Here is a 16,439-nt window from a genome sequence, read left to right as displayed (position 1 = left end):
AGCCGTTGAGTTTTATTAGTGAAGTTTCGGCTTTTATAATTACGTGTAGAAAATATCTTCGAAAAGATAAACACCTGATGGCATTTGGGAAAATAAAAACTTTCCCGTAAAAAGGGACAGCAATAGTACTCTGGTCTTTAAAAACCAAAGGGTTAGAGCTTAGCGCATTTTTATGAATAGCCAGGATATATCATCATAGATTTACCCACCCGATCTGAGAGGTAATTATTCGCCGGGAATGGCGCATTTAACAGGTGTGACAGCCTGGTTACAAATAACACCGGTTGCTAACTGTCACCATATCTGAATTAGTAAATGCTGGCAATTTCAACCGGCAAATATTCTAATTATCACACATAAGTAGATTCTCAATGATGTGATGAGATAAGCATCGCTTAAGCGAATGACAGGTGGTGTCGCGGGCGTTGTTTTTTTATCTCCGGGATTAAAGAAATAATAACAACGGCAATTGTACGGTTTTGCTGTATAATCGCGCGCTTTCAGGCACTGCGCCTTTTGTGCCGGTAAACATCCGGCTCTCTCTGCTCTTGTTTGAGGTAACCCCTATGCAACTTCCCCACTGCCCAAAATGTAATTCCGAATACACCTATGAAGATAATGGCATGTTCGTTTGCCCGGAATGCGCCCACGAGTGGAACGATGCCGAACCCGCGTCGGTGAGCGATGAATTAATCGTCAAAGACGCAAATGGTAATCTGTTAGCCGACGGCGACAGCGTGACCGTAATTAAAGACTTGAAAGTAAAAGGCAGTTCTTCAATGTTGAAGATCGGCACCAAAGTGAAGAATATTCGCCTGGTGGAAGGCGACCATAATATCGATTGTAAAATCGATGGCTTCGGGCCAATGAAACTGAAATCAGAATTCGTTAAAAAGAATTGATGATTCGCCGGCGGAGTTTACCGCCGGTACACCACCAAAACAGGGAGCCGATCGTGGCTCCTTTTTCTTTTTTCATCCTGCCGCAATCAATACATAACCCAACTGCAACATTCCCCCGGCACCATAGAGCCACATTAACTGAGTCTGCGGGGGAATGATGACTATCCACTTATCCAGACATCCGACCAGCTTCCCAACACGTTACCAGGAGATCGCCGCCAAACTGGAGCAGGAGCTGCGTACCCACTATCACTGTGGTGACTGGCTGCCCGCCGAACAGCAGCTGGCCGCGCGCTTTCAGGTCAACCGCCACACTCTGCGCCGCGCCATCGATCAGCTGGTCGAAAAGGGCTGGGTGCAGCGCCGCCAGGGCGTTGGCGTGTTGGTGTTGATGCGCCCGTTCGACTACCCGCTCAATGCGCAGGCGCGTTTTAGCCAGAACCTGCTCGATCAGGGGAGCCATCCCACCAGCGAACGGCTGCTGGCGGTATTGCGCCCGGCCTCCGGCCATGTCGCCGATGCGCTCGGCATTACCGAAGGCGATAACGTCATTCATCTGCGCACCCGTCGCCGGGTGAACGGCGTCGCGCTTTGTCTTATCGATCACTACTTTGCTGACCGCCAGCTCTGGCCGCTGCTGCAAGAGTTTAACAGCGGGTCGCTGCATGACTTTCTGCGCGATCGCGCCGGTCTTGAGCTGAAGCGCACGCAAACGCGCATCAGCGCACGCCGTGCGCAGGTGAAAGAGAGCTGCTGGCTGGAGATCCCCACTATGGCGCCGCTGCTCTGCGTGCGCACCCTTAACCACCGTGACGGTGAGATCAACGCAACGGAGTACTCCGTCAGCCTGAATCGCGCCGACATGATCGAATTTACTATGGAGCACTGAATGCAGGTTGATACCCCTACGCGCCACACCGGCCGGGTCGAGGCCTCTGTTGCGGTGCGCGGAGAGAATGCATGACACTACAACCCGCCTTCGCGTCGGCGGTTCACGACGCTCAGCACGCCTTTCGTCGCCTGTTAAAAGCAATGAGCGAGCCGGGGGTGATTGTCGCCCTGCCGCAGCTGAAACACAGCTGGCCGCCGCTCAACGCAGCCACCACCAGCGTTCTGTTAACACTGGCAAACAGCGACACGCCGCTGTGGATCGCAAACGCGCTGGATAACGATCTGCTGCGCCAGAACCTGCGCTTTCACACCCAAGCGCCGCTGCTGGATACGCCGCAGCAGGCGCTCTTTGCCATTGCCGACAGCACCCTTAACCATCAACAGCTCAGCGCCCTGCCCGTGGGTCAGCCGTTAAATGCAGAGAGCAGCGCGACGCTGATTTTACAACTGCCCGCGCTCAGCGGCGGGCGGATGCTGCGGCTCACCGGCCCCGGCATTCAGGAGGAGCGAATGATCGCCCCGCTGCTGCCGGAGTGCATCACCGATGAGTTAACCGACCGCCCGCACTCGTTTCCGAGCGGAATCGATGTGATCCTCACCTGCGGCGAACGCATGTTAGCAATCCCAAGAACCATCCTGGTGGAAGTGTGTTGATAGGGTAAGAATGACCTTAAACCGGGTGTGAGACGCTGCACGACTTATCCTAACGCATATCAGATATGCCCTTGATCAAGGGATGATGAAAAACCCGCTGCCGACGGGGCCTGAAGCGGGTTATGATGGCCTGCGGATTGTGCTGGATTAGACTGACCATTGTGGCTATATTGCGTCCCGCAACGCCCGGCGATGCAGGGGCGGAAAGCAGCCAGTATGTGGTCGTTTGTAGGATGAAGCGGACAGACTCGCACCAGAGGGTTGCCAGAAAATAACGCAACCGGGTCTTAATACCCGCGTATGACACGACGTAGTGCGCTCAGCGCGGCTTGATGAGTATCGACTTGCATGAATGTGCTTTTTATTTGTAGCCGGAACCAATGGCGCAGCCCCACCGCTGAGCAGCTGTTTCGCCGCTATCCTGGGCTCAATGCCCGCTCCGCCGGCATGCAACGCCAGGCAAAAAAAACCGTTTCGCCCGCCATTCTCTCCTGGGCAGATGTTATCTGCGTCATGGAAGAGGAGCACAAAGAGCGCCTGCTGACCGACTATACCCGTCTGGTGCAGCATAAACCGGTGCATGTGCTCAATATCCCGAATCACTACGCCTTTATGGACCCGCAGCTGGTCGCCATGCTGGAAGATATTGTTCCCGAACGGCTAGGGCTGCGCGTCCCTGCCTAAGCGCTAAAAATTACCCCGCCGGGTGGAGAAACTGCACACGCGGCGCGGGTGAGATCAGCGGCGCGTGCTTATTCACATACTCCGTCAGCAGCTCCGCCATCGGCACATCGTAACGATCGCGGATGGCGATGTCGCGAATGCCAAAATCGCTCACCTGCTCATTACACGCCACGCGATAGATTTTATCCCGCGCCAGCGGCTGACCGTTGACCTCAATCGAGGTCATGCGATCCCCGGCGGGTCGGGTGAAATCGACGCTGAAACGCAGGCCGCTGACGTGGGCATACGCCCCGGAAATAATGTTCTGCTGCGCATAGTTGTGCTCAATGAACGCTTTGATCTGCTCGCCGCTCATCTCCCGTGTCACCAGCGGCAGGCGAAACGGCAGCGCATTCAGCACGTCGCCATAGGTCACGGGCCCCGCCGGAATGCTGTCGCGCAGAAATGCGCCAACGGTAAAGGCGATATCGGCGTTGGCATACTCCCGTTCGGCATCTGCCAGCAGGCTGCCGAGGTTGGTCTGCCCGGAGCGCACCCGCTCACGCTGGCCGTTGAGGGTAAAGGGGAGCGCCATCACCACGTTATTAAGCACCTCCGCGCTTGCAGCCCGCGCTTGCTCGATACAGGATTCGGTTTCGCTATCCGCTTTCAGCGCCGTTAAGCTCGCCACATCCAGCAGCTTTTCACTCCACGCGACAATCTTTTTATCTTTAATGCTTAAGGTGAGATGACCGAGATAGTCGCCATACTGCCCGGCGTTAACCATCACCGTTCTGCCCATCTGCTTACCGGACTGCACGGCAATATGGTCGTGACCATCCACCAGCACATCGATCTCCGGCACCGCTTCCACCAGCTTCGTGATATTCACCGCCGGGTCGGTTTTCCCGAGATGCGCCAGCACAATGATCAGATCGCTCTTCCTCTTCACCTGCGCCACCGTGTTGCGCACCGCCTGAATCGGATCGCTGACGGAAAATCCGGCCAGTTTGCTGTCGGTGGTTGCCACCATCGCATTGAGCGGCGACACGCCGATGATGGCGATATTCAGCCCCGCCACCTTTTTCATCACATAGGGGCGAAAGGCGAGCTTGTCATGATGGTAAATATTGGCGGAGACAAACGGGAAGCGGGCTTTATCCCGCAGCGAGAGCAGCTCCGGGCCGCCGAAAATAAAATCCGCATTGCCGGGCGTAAAGGCGTCGTAACCCATGGTGTTCATGGCGCGGACATTGCTTTCCCCCTGTGTCAGATCGGTCACCGGCATGCCGCTTACCGCATCGCCAACGTCCACAAACAGCACGTTGGCGTCCTGTTCGCGCAGATTTTTCACATAGGCGCTCATTTTGCCGTAGCCGATACCCGATTCGCTCATCCCGCGCCCGTGCGTATCCCCGGTGTGAATCAGCGTCACTTTTGCCTCTTGCGCCTGCGGTGCGCTGATACTCATCAGCAGCAGAAACGCGATTACCCCTTTTTTCATTGTTACGTCCTTTTCCTTTTTTATAACCGACAAAAACAAAAAAACCTGAAACTCAGCGCAGAGGTTAATTACCAGTGCGTGGGTTTCAGGTTTAGCCGTGAGGGAGTCACTATCCTTAAGGCAAATAATCTATCGGGCGACAGGCGTCACGGCAAGCCAGCTTTTTATCACCCTGTGAGCGCCGTCACCTCATACCGCAATGCGTTGCAGAGCCTGCGCCAGCTGCGCGCGGGTGAAGGGCTTGCGTAACAGTTCGACCTCCGGCAGCGCCGGGTTGTGGGCAGGGCGCAGATCCTGGCCGCTGATCAGCAGCATCGGCAAGTTTGGCGCGTGCTGGCGAGCGGCGGCGATCACCTCCGCACCGCTTAAGCGCCCCGGCAGCATTAAGTCGCTGATCAGCGCGCCAATCTCGGTGGAAGCCGCAAGCATCTGTAGCGCCGCGTCACCGTTTTCCGCCTCCAGCGTCAGGTAGCCCAGCTCGTGAAGCTGCTCGCACAGGGTCTGGCGCACGTCGGCTTCATCCTCCAGCACCAGAATCAGCGTGTCGCTGCGCACATGTCGCGCATCGCTGGCCGGTTCAACGCTGCTCACCGCCGGGAGAGTGGCGCGCGGCAGTTGTAAACGCACCGTGGTGCCCTGCCCTGGGTTACTTTCAATCTCCACCCGTCCGCCGGACTGGCGCACAAAGCCGTAAACCATCGACAAGCCCAGCCCGCTGCCGCTGCCGGTCTGTTTGGTGGTAAAGAAGGGTTCAAACACCCGCGCTTTGACCTCCTGCGACATGCCGCAGCCGCTGTCGATCACCTCCAGCGCCACCATATCCTGCCTGCGCCCGTCGGTGCGGGTAACGCGCTGGTTCCAGGTGCGCACTTTGATCACGCCCGTTTGTCCCTCCATCGCATCACGGGCGTTCATCACCAGGTTGATGATGGCGTTCTCCAGTTGCCCGACGTCGATCCACGCCGGCCAGGCGGCGTGCTGCGCTTCAATCTCAAGGGTCAGCGTTGAGGGGAGCGAGTGGCGCAGCAGCTCGTCGAGATTCTCCAGCAGCGCCTGCATCTCTACCGCGTGCGGATGGAGCGACTGCTTGCGTGAAAAGGCCAGCAGCCGCTGGGTGAGCAGCGCCCCGCGTTCGGCGGCTTTCAGCGCACGGGAAATGCGCGCTGCGTCCGGCGAGTCGGTTGCGGCCAGCTCCAGGCTGCCAATAATCACCGCCAGCAGGTTATTAAAATCGTGCGCCAGCCCGCCGGTAAGCTGGCCGACGGCTTTCATCTTCTGGCTGTGCAGCAGCGCCTCCTCCAGCCCTTTGCGCTCGGTGCGATCCAGCACCACGTTGACCATCCCGCGCCCCGGCACCGGGCTGAATCGCAGCTCAATGGTGCGGTTATCCGCCAGCCGCAGCTCCTGGGTTAACGGCAGCGGGCGCGCCAGGTTCTCCTGCACATGGCCGGGAAGATCGCTCACCTGGCGCAGCAGGCTGTGGTAGTGCTGACCGCGCCGCAGCGGCTCCTCGCCGAGGCCCAAAAGCAGCGGATATTGCGGGTTCCACACCACCAGGCAGCCCTGGTTATCAAACAGTGCAAAGCCGTCGCGCATGGCATGAAAGGTGGTCTCCAGCTGCGTGCTCTTCTCTTTTAAAAGCGTGGAAGTGTGCTCGAGCGAAGCGGTGTTGCGGGCAAAGACGTTAAAGGCGCGCGCCAGTTCGCCTAATTCGTCGCGCCGTTGCAGCGCAGGCACCGAAACATTCGATTCCCCGCGCGCCAGCCGCGACATGGCGCGTGAAATGGCGGTCAGGTTCGATCCCAGATTGCGGTAGATATACCAACCGGCGCAGGCGGTGATTGCCAGCGCCAGCAGCGCAAACAGGCTGATAAAGATGCTGATGGAGCGCATCTCCTGGTGGCTCTGAGCGGTGCGCTGTTCAGAGGCCTGCGCCACTTCCGCCACATACTGGTTGATATCGTTATTAAGCAGCGCGCCCAGCGCTTTGATATGAAACATCGACCAGGTGATCGCCAGATCGCTCTCCTCCAGCTGGCCCGCGAGTGGCATCAGCTTGTTAAGCTCGGCCTGAAAATCGGGCAGGATAAAATCGAGCAGCGGATCGCCCGCCCGCGTCGGGAGCTGGCCGACAATCTCAGCCAGTTGCGCCAGCGTGGCGCGCGGCGACGGCGTCTGAATGGCGGCGAGAAGCAGCCTGTCCATCTCACTGAGCAGGCGCGGGTCGGGGGTGTTCAGCCCGTCGCGCGCGGCGATGGTCTGCAAATGGCGTAAATAGCTCTGATTCTGGTAGAGGGAGCTAAGCAGCGCGTTGCGCTCAAGGTGGCGCCGCTGCCCCCGCTCCAGCATCTCTGTGACGCTCTGCTGTAACGCCTGGCTGCGGCGGGTGATCTGCGCCACCAGCTGCGGTTCGAGCCGTGCCAGCGGCGCGTTTGCCAGCTGCGTTAATGAGCGTTGCAGCGCGCTTTGCGTCGCTTTCAGCCGCTCCGCCTCCCCTTTGTACTCCTGCGCGCCAACCACCTGCGAAAGCCGCACCGCAGCGGTGGCGACGCTGGCGGTATCGCGGGCGAGGTTCATGCTGGCGGTCATATCATCCAGCGTCTGCTGCTGCACCTGCTCCTGCAACTGGCTGGCGTGGCGAAAGCCGAGCACCGCCACGGCGCAGACCATTAACGTCACCGCCACCACCAGCACATTGAAAAAGAGCAGTCGCCCGCGGGCGCTGGTGAAAAAGGGGTTGGCGCGATAGGGCATAGCGGCTCCGGGAGAGGTCACAACAGTGGCGTGGCGCCACTATGACAAATATGAACAGCTTCTGACATTCTCCATTTACCAACGTGTGATGAAGTGCGTAAATCGTCACTCGCAGGAGCTTCGTCATGCCTAATGTGCCCGTGCTGGAGATGCGTAATATTGCCAAAGTGTTCGGCAAGTTTTACGCCCTCAAAGGGGTGGACCTGACGGTCTGGCCCGGCGAGATCCATGCCTTAATGGGAGAGAACGGTGCCGGCAAAAGCACGCTGATGAAGATCCTCGCCGGGGCCTACAGCGCCACCAGCGGCGAGATCCTGATCGACGGCAAGCCTCACACCATTCGCGGGCCAAAAGACGCCCTTGCCGCCGGGATCACCCTCATCTATCAAGAGATGCAGCTCGCGCCTAACTTAACGGTGGCGGAGAACATCTTTCTCGGCAGCGAAATCGCACGCGGCGGGCTGGTGCAGCGCAAAACCATGGCGGCACAGGCGCAGGCGGTAATTGACCGTCTTGGTGCCAATTTCAGCGCCACCGACCGGGTGATGAAGCTGACCATCGCCGAGCAGCAGCAGGTGGAGATCGCCCGCGCCCTGCACCGCAACAGCCGTATTCTGGTGATGGATGAACCCACCGCCGCCCTCTCTTCCCGTGAAACTCACCGCCTGTTTGAACTGATCATGCGCCTGCGCGATGAGGGAATGGCGATTATCTATATCAGCCACCGCATGGCGGAAGTGTATGAACTTTCGGATCGCGTCAGCGTGCTGCGCGACGGCCAGTATGTTGGCAGCCTGACGCGCGACAACCTCAACGCCGCCGAACTGGTGCGCATGATGGTCGGGCGACCGCTCAGCGATCTGTTTAATAAAGCGCGTGATATCACCCCCGGTAAACCGCGTCTTACCGTTCACCATCTCACCGATGGCGGCAAGATCCAACCGGTCAGCCTGCAGGTGCGCGCCGGTGAAATTGTCGGCCTTGCCGGGCTGGTGGGTGCCGGGCGATCCGAGCTGGCGCAGCTGATTTTCGGCGTGCGCAAAGCGACCGGCGGCATGATTGAGATCGATGGCGAACCGGTAGTGATCCACTCCCCGCGCGCGGCGATCGATCTTGGCATCGGCTTTTTGACCGAGAACCGCAAAGAGCAGGGGCTATTCCTTGAACTGGCAGCGCAGGAGAACATCACCATGGCGACGCTGGAGCGCGATGCGTTGTGGGGCATGCTGAACCGCAAAAAGGCGCAAGCCCTCTCCGATGACGCGATCAAATTACTCAATATTCGCGTGCCGCACGCGCAGGTGCGGGCGGGCGGTTTGTCCGGCGGCAACCAGCAGAAACTGCTTATCTCGCGCTGGGTGGCAATTGGCCCACGCATCCTGATCCTTGATGAGCCGACGCGCGGCGTTGATGTCGGCGCGAAGAGCGAGATCTACCGGATCATGAACCAGATGGCGCGCGAAGGGGTGGCGATCCTGATGATCTCCAGCGAACTGCCGGAGGTGGTCGGCATGAGCGACCGCGTCTATGTGATGCGCGAAGGCACTATCGCTGGCGAGTTGCAGGGCGAGGCTATCACCCAGGAAGAGATTATGACGCTGGCGACCGGCGTTCACGACACCCATCACCAGGCGGTACACCATGACTGAAATGAAACCACACCCGGCCACCACGCCGCAGCAGGAGGCCAAATCTGCCTCCGCCAAAAAAGTGCTGATGGGCGATCTGATGCAAACCGTCGGCATCCTGCCGATTCTCATCCTGATCGTCGCGGTTTTTGGCTTTATCGCGCCGAACTTCTTTACCGAGAGCAACCTGCTGAATATTACCCGCCAGGCGTCGATCAACATCGTGCTGGCGGCAGGTATGACCTTCATCATTCTCACTGGCGGGATCGATCTTTCGGTTGGCTCAATTCTTGGTACCACGGCGGTGGCGGCGATGGTGGTATCGCTGATGCCGGAGCTGTCGATGCTCTCGGTGCCCGCTGCGCTGATGCTCGGCCTGCTGCTCGGCCTGTTTAACGGCGCGCTGGTCGCCTTTGCCGGATTACCACCCTTTATTGTCACGCTTGGCACCTATACGGCGCTGCGCGGCGCGGCCTATCTGCTGGCGGATGGCACCACGGTGATCAACTCGGACATCAGCTTTGAGTGGATCGGCAATAACTATCTCGGCCCGGTGCCATGGCTGGTAGTGATTGCGCTGGCGGTAATTGCGGTGTGCTGGTTTATTCTGCGCCGCACCACCCTTGGCGTTCATATCTACGCGGTCGGCGGCAACATGCAGGCAGCGCGCCTTACCGGCATCAAAGTGTGGCTGGTTTTACTCTTCGTCTACGGCATTAGCGGGCTGCTCTCCGGCCTTGGCGGGGTGATGAGCGCCTCGCGCCTTTACAGCGCCAACGGCAACCTTGGCATGGGCTACGAGCTGGATGCGATTGCGGCGGTCATACTCGGCGGCACCAGTTTTGTCGGCGGTATCGGCACCATCACCGGCACGCTGGTCGGCGCGTTAATCATCGCCACCCTTAACAACGGCATGACGCTGATGGGCGTCTCCTACTTCTGGCAACTGGTGATCAAAGGGGCGGTGATCATCATAGCGGTGCTGATTGACAAATACCGTACCCGACACCATCAGGCAGCATAATAAAACCCTACAAAACAGCAACATAAGTGAGGATTACAGCATGCGTCTTAAACCTCTTGTCACCGCGCTCTGCGCCACGGCCCTGCTCGCCGCGACGCCGTTCGTTCAGGCGAAAGAACTGAAATCTATCGGCGTTACGGTAGGCGATCTCGCCAACCCCTTCTTTGTGCAGATCACCAAAGGCGCGGAGCTGGAAGCGCGCAAGCTGGCGGGCGATAAGGTCAAAGTGACGCTGGTCTCCAGCGGCTACGACCTCGGTCAGCAGGTCGGCCAGATTGATAACTTTATCGCGGCGAAGGTTGACATGATCATCCTCAACGCCGCGGATTCAAAAGGCATCGGCCCGGCGGTTAAGCGGGCGAAAGAGGCTGGCATTGTGGTAGTGGCGGTGGACGTGGCGGCAGAAGGTGCCGATGCGACAATCACCTCCGATAACACCCAGGCGGGCGAAATGGCCTGTAAATACATCACCGATCGCCTGAAGGGCAAAGGCAATGTGGTGATCATCAACGGGCCGCCGGTTTCCGCGGTACAGAACCGTGTCGAAGGGTGCCAGAAAGAGTTTAAACGTCACCCGGATATCAAGGTGCTCTCTGATAACCAGAACGCCAAAGGCAGCCGTGAAGGCGGGCTGGAAGTGATGACCTCCCTGCTGGCGGCGAACCCGAAAATCGACGGCGTGTTCGCGATTAACGATCCGACAGCGATCGGTGCCGATCTGGCAGCCAAACAGGCACAACGTAACGAGTTCTTTATCGTTGGCGTCGATGGCAGCCCGGATGGTGAAGAGGCGCTGAAGCGTAAGAACTCGCTGTTTGTTGCCACCCCGGCGCAGGATCCGCAGGTGATGGCGGCGCGCGCGGTGGAGATTGGGTACGACATTCTGCAAGGCAAGCCCGCGCCGAAAGAGCCGGTGCTGATCCCGGTGACGCTGATCGATAAGCAGAGCGTCGCCAACTACAAAGGCTGGACGGTGAAATAAGCCCTCTCCCTCCCCGCGCGGGAGGGAGAGCGCGATACGGAGAGACGATGAAACGCTCTGCCATTAATGACATTCTCGGCCATACGCGGCAGTTTTTCTCGAAGCACGACGTGCATCTGCCGCCTTTTGCCAGCTTTGCGCCGACCCAGTGGCGCGAGCTGGATCATGAGGCGTGGCGAGAAGTATTCGAGCTAAAGCTGGGGTGGGATGTCACCGCCTTTGGCGGCGACAACTTCTACGCCGAGGGGCTGACGCTCTTTACCCTGCGCAACGGCTCGCCGGACGGCGCGCCCTATGCCAAGTGCTATGCAGAGAAAATTATGCATGTGCGCGACGGGCAGCTAACGCCAATGCATCTGCACTGGCGCAAGCGCGAGGACATCATTAATCGCGGCGGCGGAAACTTAATTATTGAACTGTGGAACGCGGATGCGCAGCACCAGACTGACAGCAGCGACGTTACCGTGGTCATCGATGGCTGCCGACACACGCACGCGGCGGGCAGCCAGCTGCGCCTCTCACCAGGGGAAAGCATTTGTGTCACACCGGGGCTTTATCATAGCTTTTGGGGCGAGCCGGGGTTTGGCGATGTGCTGGTCGGCGAGGTCTCATCGGTTAACGATGACCAGCACGACAACCACTTCCTCAACCCGGCGAACCGCTTTAGCGACGTGCTGGAGGATGAACCGGCACATCTGGTGCTCTGTAATGAGTACTCACTCTTTTTAGGGTAAAGGAGGCGGTTATGCCCATGATCTCTCTCGCCGCAGTGCTGGCGCATGCGCGCGAGCACCACTACGCCTTAGGCGCGTTTAACGTGCTCGACTCCCACTTTCTGCGCGCGCTGTTCGCCGCCGCAAAGCGGGAGCGCTCGCCGTTTATTATCAATATTGCCGAAGTGCACTTTAAGTATGTCTCGCTGGAGTCGCTGGTGGAGGCGGTGAAGTTTGAAGCCGCGCGCAGCGATATTCCGGTAGTGCTTAACCTCGATCACGGCCTGCATTTTGAGTCGGTGGTGCGCGCCCTGCGCCTCGGTTTCAGTTCGGTGATGTTCGACGGCTCCGCGCTGGAGTATGAAGAGAATATTCGCCAGACGCGGGAAGTGGTGAAGATGTGCCACGCCGTGGGCGTCTCGGTGGAGGCAGAATTAGGCGCGGTTGGCGGCGATGAGGGCGGCGCGCTGTATGGTCACGCCGATGAAGCGTGCTTCACCGATCCGGCGCTGGCGCGGGAGTTTGTCGATCGCACCGGCATCGACACGCTGGCGGTCGCCATCGGTAATGCGCACGGCAAATATAAGGGCGAACCGAAGCTCGATTTCGCCCGCCTCGATGCCATTCGCCAGCAGACCGGCCTGCCGCTGGTGCTGCATGGCGGCTCAGGCATCAGCGATGAGGATTTTCGTCGCGCCATTTCGCTTGGCATTCATAAAATCAACTTCTACACCGGCATGTCGCAGGCGGCGCTTGGCGCCATTGAGCAGCGTATGGCGGATCGCCAGCCGCTGTATGATGAGTTCGCCCAACTACTGCTCAGTGTTGAAGAGGCGATTGCCGATACGGTGGCCGGGCAGATGCGCATCTTCGGCAGCGCGGGGCAGTGCTGATGGCCCGCCATGGGGTTATCGCCGCCGGCAATATGCTGGTGGATCACGTCCACCATATTGCCCAGTGGCCGGAGCGCGGCTGGCTGGCGGAGATTGTCCAGAGCGAACGCTCGACGGGCGGCGCGCCGCTTAATGTGCTGCTGACGCTGGCGAAAATGCACGTTGGCCTGCCGCTGCAGGCGGTCGGGCTGGTGGGCGAAGATGGCGACGGCGACTACATTATGGCGATGCTCGATCAGTACCATGTCAATCGCCAGCATGTGCAGCGCACCCCTTCCGCCCCCACCTCAATGTCGCAGGTGATGACCGATCCCTCCGGCCAGCGCACCTTTTTTCACTCGCCCGGTGCCAACCGGCTGCTGGATATCGACGCCTTTGAGATGCTTAACGGCGAGATGAAGATTTTCCATCTCGGCTATCTGCTGCTGCTCGACAGCCTTGATAAAGCTGATGAGGAGTACGGCACGCGCAGCGCGCGGCTGCTGGCGCAGATGCGCGAGCAGGGGTTTGAGACCTCGCTCGATCTGGTATCGCGCAAAGGCGACCCGCGCTATAAACCGCTGGTGCTGCCCTGCCTGCCGCACCTGGATTATCTGGTGATCAACGAGTTAGAAGCGGGCGAGTTCAGCGGGCTGGCGATGCGCACGGCGCAGGATAAGCCCCACGTTGAGAATATTGGCCGCGCGGCGGCGCAGCTTTTGGCGGCCGGGGTAAAACAGCGGGTAGTAATTCATTGCCCGGAAGGGGCGTGGGGTGAAGCGCCGGATGAAGCCGGAGCGTGGATCCCGTCGCGGATGTTAAGCCAGGCGGAGATTGTCGGCAGCGTCGGAGCAGGAGATGCCTTTTGCGCCGGATTTTTATACGGTTGCCACGAAGCGTGGCCGTTAGCGCACAGCATTCAGTTAGCCCATGCCTGCGCCCGCGCCAGTTTGTTGTCCGCCAACGCGATTGACGGCGCAAAAACCCTCGAAGAGTTACAGCTTGATATCGCGGTTTAGACCTTCTTCGGTCGGGAAGTTGTAGGCCGGATAAGCGTTAGCGCCATCCGGCATGCGGTGCCACATTCAGCACACCGCCGGATAAGCGTTTAGCGCCATCCGGCACACGCCGTTTCAGCCACATCGATCCACACATGCAGAATCCGGCAGCATTTGTAGGCCGGATAAGCGTCAGCGCCATCCGGCATGCGGTGCCACATGCAGCACACCGCCGGATGGCGGCTGCGCCTTATCCGGCCTACGCGGTTTCAGCCACACCGTTCCACATATTCACAGACGGGGGACATTCGTAGGCCGGATAAGCGTTTAGCGCCATCCGGCATGCGGTGCCACATTCAGCACACCGTTTCACATATTCACAGACCGGATAAGCTAAAGCCGCACCGGCTTGATGTTCCAGATATGCTCCGCGTACTCCTGGATCGTGCGGTCAGAGGAGAAGTAGCCCATGTTGGCGATATTGCGCATCGCTTTGGTGGTCCACTCTTCCGGATGCTGATAGAGCGCATCCACTTTATCCTGACAGTCGACATAGCTGCGGAAATCCGCCAGCACCTGGTAGTGGTCACCAAAGTTAATCAGCGAATCAACCAGATCGCGGTAGCGTCCCGGATCCTGCGGGTTAAACAGACCGGTGGCGATCTGCGTTAACACCTGGTGCAGCTCTTCATCTTTTTCGTAGTACTCGCGCGGTTTATAGCCCTGACGACGCAGCTCTTCCACCTCATCCGCGGTGTTACCAAAGATAAAGATATTCTCCTCGCCGACGTGATCCATCATCTCCACATTCGCGCCATCCAGCGTGCCGATGGTCAACGCACCGTTAAGGGCGAACTTCATGTTACTGGTGCCCGACGCTTCGGTACCCGCCAGCGAGATCTGCTCTGAAAGATCCGCCGCCGGAATGATCACCTGCGCAAGGCTGACGCTGTAGTTAGGGATAAAGACCACTTTCAGCTTATCGCCGATATCGGGATCGTTGTTGATCACCTGCGCGACATCGTTGATGAGATGAATAATGTGCTTCGCCATGTAGTAGGCCGAAGCGGCTTTACCGGCAAAGATATTGACGCGCGGCACCCACTCCGCCGTCGGATCGGCCTTGATCCGGTTATAGCGGGTGATGACGTGCAGTACATTCATCAGCTGACGTTTGTACTCATGAATACGTTTGATCTGTACATCGAACAGCGCTTTCGGGTTGACCACCACGTTAAGCTGCTGGGCGATCACCGTAGCCAGCCGCTTTTTGTTCTCCAGCTTGGCATGGCGCACCGCCTGGTTCACCGCCGGGAAGTCGATATGCTGCTCAAGCTCGCTCAACTGGCTGAGATCGGTACGCCAGGTGCGGCCGATATGCTCATCCAGCACTTCAGAGAGCGACGGGTTAGCCAGCGCCAGCCAGCGGCGCGGCGTCACGCCGTTGGTGACGTTAAGGAAGCGCATCGGGAAGATGGCGGCGAAATCGGCGAACAGCGACTGCACCATCAGGTTAGAGTGCAGCTCCGACACGCCATTCACTTTATGGCTCACAACCACTGCCAGCCACGCCATACGCACGCGGCGACCGCTTGACTCATCAATGATCGACGTGCGGCTCAGCAACTCGATATCGTTCGGGTGCTGCTCCTGCAACGTCTTCAGGAAGTAGTCGTTAATTTCGAAAATGATTTGCAGATGGCGCGGCAGAATTTTGCCGAGCATCTCAACCGGCCAGGTTTCCAGCGCTTCGCTCATCAACGTATGGTTGGTGTAGGAGAAGACCTGGCAGGTCACTTCAAACGCCTCGTCCCAGTCGAACTTATGCTCGTCAATCAGCAGACGCATCAGTTCCGGGATCGACAACACCGGGTGAGTGTCGTTGAGGTGAATGGCGATTTTGTCCGCCAGGTTGCTGTAGGTCTGATGCAGCTGGAAGTGGCGATGCAGAATATCCTGCACCGTCGCCGAGACCAGGAAGTACTCCTGGCGCAGACGCAGCTCGCGCCCGGAGTAAGTTGAGTCATCGGGGTAGAGCACGCGGGAGACGTTCTCGGAGTGGTTCTTATCCTCCACCGCCGCGAAGTAGTCGCCCTGGTTGAATTTACCGAGGTTAATCGCACTACTGGCCTGCGCATTCCACAAACGCAGCGTATTGGTCGCGTCTGTATCATAACCGGGGATAATCTGGTCGTAGGCCACCGCGAGGATCTCTTCGGTTTCAACCCAGCGGCTCTTTCTCCCCTCCTGCTGAATGCGCCCGCCAAACCGCACTTTGTAGCGCGTGTTGTGGCGTTTGAACTCCCACGGGTTGCCATACTCCAGCCAGTAATCGGGGGACTCTTTCTGACGCCCCTCGACGATGTTCTGTTTGAACATGCCGTAATCATAGCGAATGCCGTAGCCACGCCCCGGCAGCCCGAGGGTCGCCAGCGAATCGAGGAAGCAGGCTGCCAGCCGCCCGAGGCCGCCGTTACCTAAGCCCGGATCGTTCTCTTCGTCGATCAGCTCTTCAAGGTCGAGGCCCATCTCATCCAGCGCGTTTTTCACATCCTCATAAATACCGAGCGAGAGCAGCGCGTTGGAGAGCGTACGGCCAATCAGAAACTCCATGGACAGGTAGTAGACCTGGCGCACCTCCTGGGAGAGTTGCGCGCGGGTGGAACGCAGCCAGCGCTCCACCAGCCGATCGCGAACGGCAAACAGCGTGGCGTTCAGCCACTCATGTTTGTTAGCGATAACCGGATCTTTACCGATCGTGAACATCAGTTTATAGGCAATCGAGTGTTTCAATGCCTCGACACTTAGTGTCGGTGAAGCATAGGTAAACGGAGCATTCATATGCGTGATTCCT

At 58.6% G+C, this 16,439-nt stretch carries 13 protein-coding genes and 1 pseudogene; 11 read left to right on the top strand and 3 right to left on the bottom strand.

Annotated features, from left to right (window positions below; translation table 11 throughout):
• Nucleotides 1-566: 566 nt before the first annotated feature.
• The 5 genes and pseudogenes from ABIC80_RS23340 (at nt 567) to ABIC80_RS23320 (ending at nt 3,131) form a co-directional block, all read left to right on the top strand.
• The gene (locus ABIC80_RS23340; protein WP_023478448.1) at nt 567-902 is read left to right on the top strand and encodes a zinc ribbon domain-containing protein YjdM; all 336 of its coding nucleotides are present in this window, start codon (nt 567-569) and stop codon (nt 900-902) included.
• A 163-nt stretch (nt 903-1,065) separates the two neighbouring features.
• Complete coding sequence (gene phnF / locus ABIC80_RS23335) at nt 1,066-1,791, top strand: phosphonate metabolism transcriptional regulator PhnF (RefSeq protein WP_263754778.1); 726 nt, start codon at nt 1,066-1,068, stop codon at nt 1,789-1,791.
• Nucleotides 1,792-1,862: 71 nt separating this feature from the next.
• Nucleotides 1,863-2,447, top strand: a complete 585-nt coding sequence (gene phnH / locus ABIC80_RS23330; RefSeq protein ID WP_313276822.1) for a phosphonate C-P lyase system protein PhnH — start codon at nt 1,863-1,865, stop codon at nt 2,445-2,447.
• Nucleotides 2,448-2,487: 40 nt separating this feature from the next.
• Nucleotides 2,488-2,598 (top strand): annotated as a pseudogene (gene phnP, locus ABIC80_RS23325) (phosphonate metabolism protein PhnP); the annotation flags it as partial.
• Nucleotides 2,599-2,795: 197 nt separating this feature from the next.
• Complete coding sequence (locus ABIC80_RS23320; RefSeq protein WP_200580377.1) at nt 2,796-3,131, top strand: low molecular weight protein tyrosine phosphatase family protein; 336 nt, start codon at nt 2,796-2,798, stop codon at nt 3,129-3,131.
• A gap of 10 nt (nt 3,132-3,141) precedes the next feature.
• Here ABIC80_RS23320 and ABIC80_RS23315 read toward each other — a convergent pair whose 3' ends face one another.
• Together ABIC80_RS23315 and ABIC80_RS23310 are read right to left on the bottom strand one after the other, a co-directional pair.
• Entirely contained in the window at nt 3,142-4,614 is a 1,473-nt protein-coding gene (locus ABIC80_RS23315; RefSeq protein ID WP_263753458.1) for a bifunctional metallophosphatase/5'-nucleotidase, read from the bottom strand.
• 189 nt (nt 4,615-4,803) lie between these two features.
• Nucleotides 4,804-7,368: an ATP-binding protein gene (locus ABIC80_RS23310; protein ID WP_429178725.1), complete on the bottom strand. Its 2,565-nt coding sequence runs from the start codon at nt 7,366-7,368 to the stop codon at nt 4,804-4,806.
• A 125-nt stretch (nt 7,369-7,493) separates the two neighbouring features.
• Here ABIC80_RS23310 and ABIC80_RS23305 point away from each other — a divergent pair, with 125 nt between their 5' ends.
• The 6 genes from ABIC80_RS23305 to ABIC80_RS23280 are packed head-to-tail and all read left to right on the top strand — an operon-like array spanning nt 7,494 to nt 13,606.
• Complete coding sequence (locus tag ABIC80_RS23305; RefSeq protein ID WP_429178724.1) at nt 7,494-9,017, top strand: sugar ABC transporter ATP-binding protein; 1,524 nt, start codon at nt 7,494-7,496, stop codon at nt 9,015-9,017.
• 1 nt (nt 9,018) lies between these two features.
• Nucleotides 9,019-10,020 carry an ABC transporter permease subunit gene (locus ABIC80_RS23300; protein ID WP_180344267.1) on the top strand — a complete coding sequence of 334 codons (1,002 nt, stop codon included), beginning with the start codon at nt 9,019-9,021 and terminating at the stop codon, nt 10,018-10,020.
• Nucleotides 10,021-10,060: 40 nt separating this feature from the next.
• The gene (locus ABIC80_RS23295) at nt 10,061-11,002 is read left to right on the top strand and encodes an ABC transporter substrate-binding protein (protein WP_042712719.1); all 942 of its coding nucleotides are present in this window, start codon (nt 10,061-10,063) and stop codon (nt 11,000-11,002) included.
• Nucleotides 11,003-11,049: 47 nt separating this feature from the next.
• Entirely contained in the window at nt 11,050-11,736 is a 687-nt protein-coding gene (locus tag ABIC80_RS23290; protein WP_270221130.1) for a D-lyxose/D-mannose family sugar isomerase, read from the top strand.
• 11 nt (nt 11,737-11,747) lie between these two features.
• Nucleotides 11,748-12,608 carry a ketose 1,6-bisphosphate aldolase gene (locus ABIC80_RS23285; RefSeq protein ID WP_429178722.1) on the top strand — a complete coding sequence of 287 codons (861 nt, stop codon included), beginning with the start codon at nt 11,748-11,750 and terminating at the stop codon, nt 12,606-12,608.
• Nucleotides 12,608-13,606 carry a carbohydrate kinase family protein gene (locus ABIC80_RS23280; RefSeq protein ID WP_429178720.1) on the top strand — a complete coding sequence of 333 codons (999 nt, stop codon included), beginning with the start codon at nt 12,608-12,610 and terminating at the stop codon, nt 13,604-13,606. The genes ABIC80_RS23285 and ABIC80_RS23280 overlap by 1 nt, the downstream gene beginning before the upstream one ends.
• Nucleotides 13,607-13,978: 372 nt before the next feature.
• Here ABIC80_RS23280 and glgP read toward each other — a convergent pair whose 3' ends face one another.
• Nucleotides 13,979-16,426 (bottom strand): glycogen phosphorylase, encoded by a 2,448-nt coding sequence (glgP, locus tag ABIC80_RS23275; protein WP_124970555.1) that lies wholly within the window; start codon nt 16,424-16,426, stop codon nt 13,979-13,981.
• Nucleotides 16,427-16,439 lie beyond the last annotated feature (13 nt).

The sequence above is a fragment of the Kosakonia sp. 1610 genome (assembly GCF_050435845.1).
In the GTDB taxonomy this organism is placed as follows: domain Bacteria; phylum Pseudomonadota; class Gammaproteobacteria; order Enterobacterales; family Enterobacteriaceae; genus Kosakonia; species Kosakonia cowanii.
The sequence above is the reverse complement of the archived record's forward strand: the minus strand, read 5'-3'. Positions and strand labels throughout refer to the sequence as shown.

Excerpts from the sequence above, each read along its gene's own strand:
- ABIC80_RS23295 (WP_042712719.1), top strand. The coding sequence starts at position 10,061 with ATGCGTCTTAAACCTCTTGTCACCGCGCTCTGCGCCACGGCCCTGCTC.
- ABIC80_RS23340 (WP_023478448.1), top strand. The coding sequence starts at position 567 with ATGCAACTTCCCCACTGCCCAAAATGTAATTCCGAATACACCTATGAA.
- ABIC80_RS23310 (WP_429178725.1), bottom strand. The coding sequence starts at position 7,368 with ATGCCCTATCGCGCCAACCCCTTTTTCACCAGCGCCCGCGGGCGACTG.
- ABIC80_RS23300 (WP_180344267.1), top strand. The coding sequence starts at position 9,019 with ATGAAACCACACCCGGCCACCACGCCGCAGCAGGAGGCCAAATCTGCC.
- glgP (WP_124970555.1), bottom strand. The coding sequence starts at position 16,426 with ATGAATGCTCCGTTTACCTATGCTTCACCGACACTAAGTGTCGAGGCA.
- ABIC80_RS23315 (WP_263753458.1), bottom strand. The coding sequence starts at position 4,614 with ATGAAAAAAGGGGTAATCGCGTTTCTGCTGCTGATGAGTATCAGCGCA.
- ABIC80_RS23290 (WP_270221130.1), top strand. The coding sequence starts at position 11,050 with ATGAAACGCTCTGCCATTAATGACATTCTCGGCCATACGCGGCAGTTT.
- ABIC80_RS23320 (WP_200580377.1), top strand. The coding sequence starts at position 2,796 with ATGAATGTGCTTTTTATTTGTAGCCGGAACCAATGGCGCAGCCCCACC.
- ABIC80_RS23285 (WP_429178722.1), top strand. The coding sequence starts at position 11,748 with ATGCCCATGATCTCTCTCGCCGCAGTGCTGGCGCATGCGCGCGAGCAC.
- ABIC80_RS23280 (WP_429178720.1), top strand. The coding sequence starts at position 12,608 with ATGGCCCGCCATGGGGTTATCGCCGCCGGCAATATGCTGGTGGATCAC.
- phnH (WP_313276822.1), top strand. The coding sequence starts at position 1,863 with ATGACACTACAACCCGCCTTCGCGTCGGCGGTTCACGACGCTCAGCAC.
- ABIC80_RS23305 (WP_429178724.1), top strand. The coding sequence starts at position 7,494 with ATGCCTAATGTGCCCGTGCTGGAGATGCGTAATATTGCCAAAGTGTTC.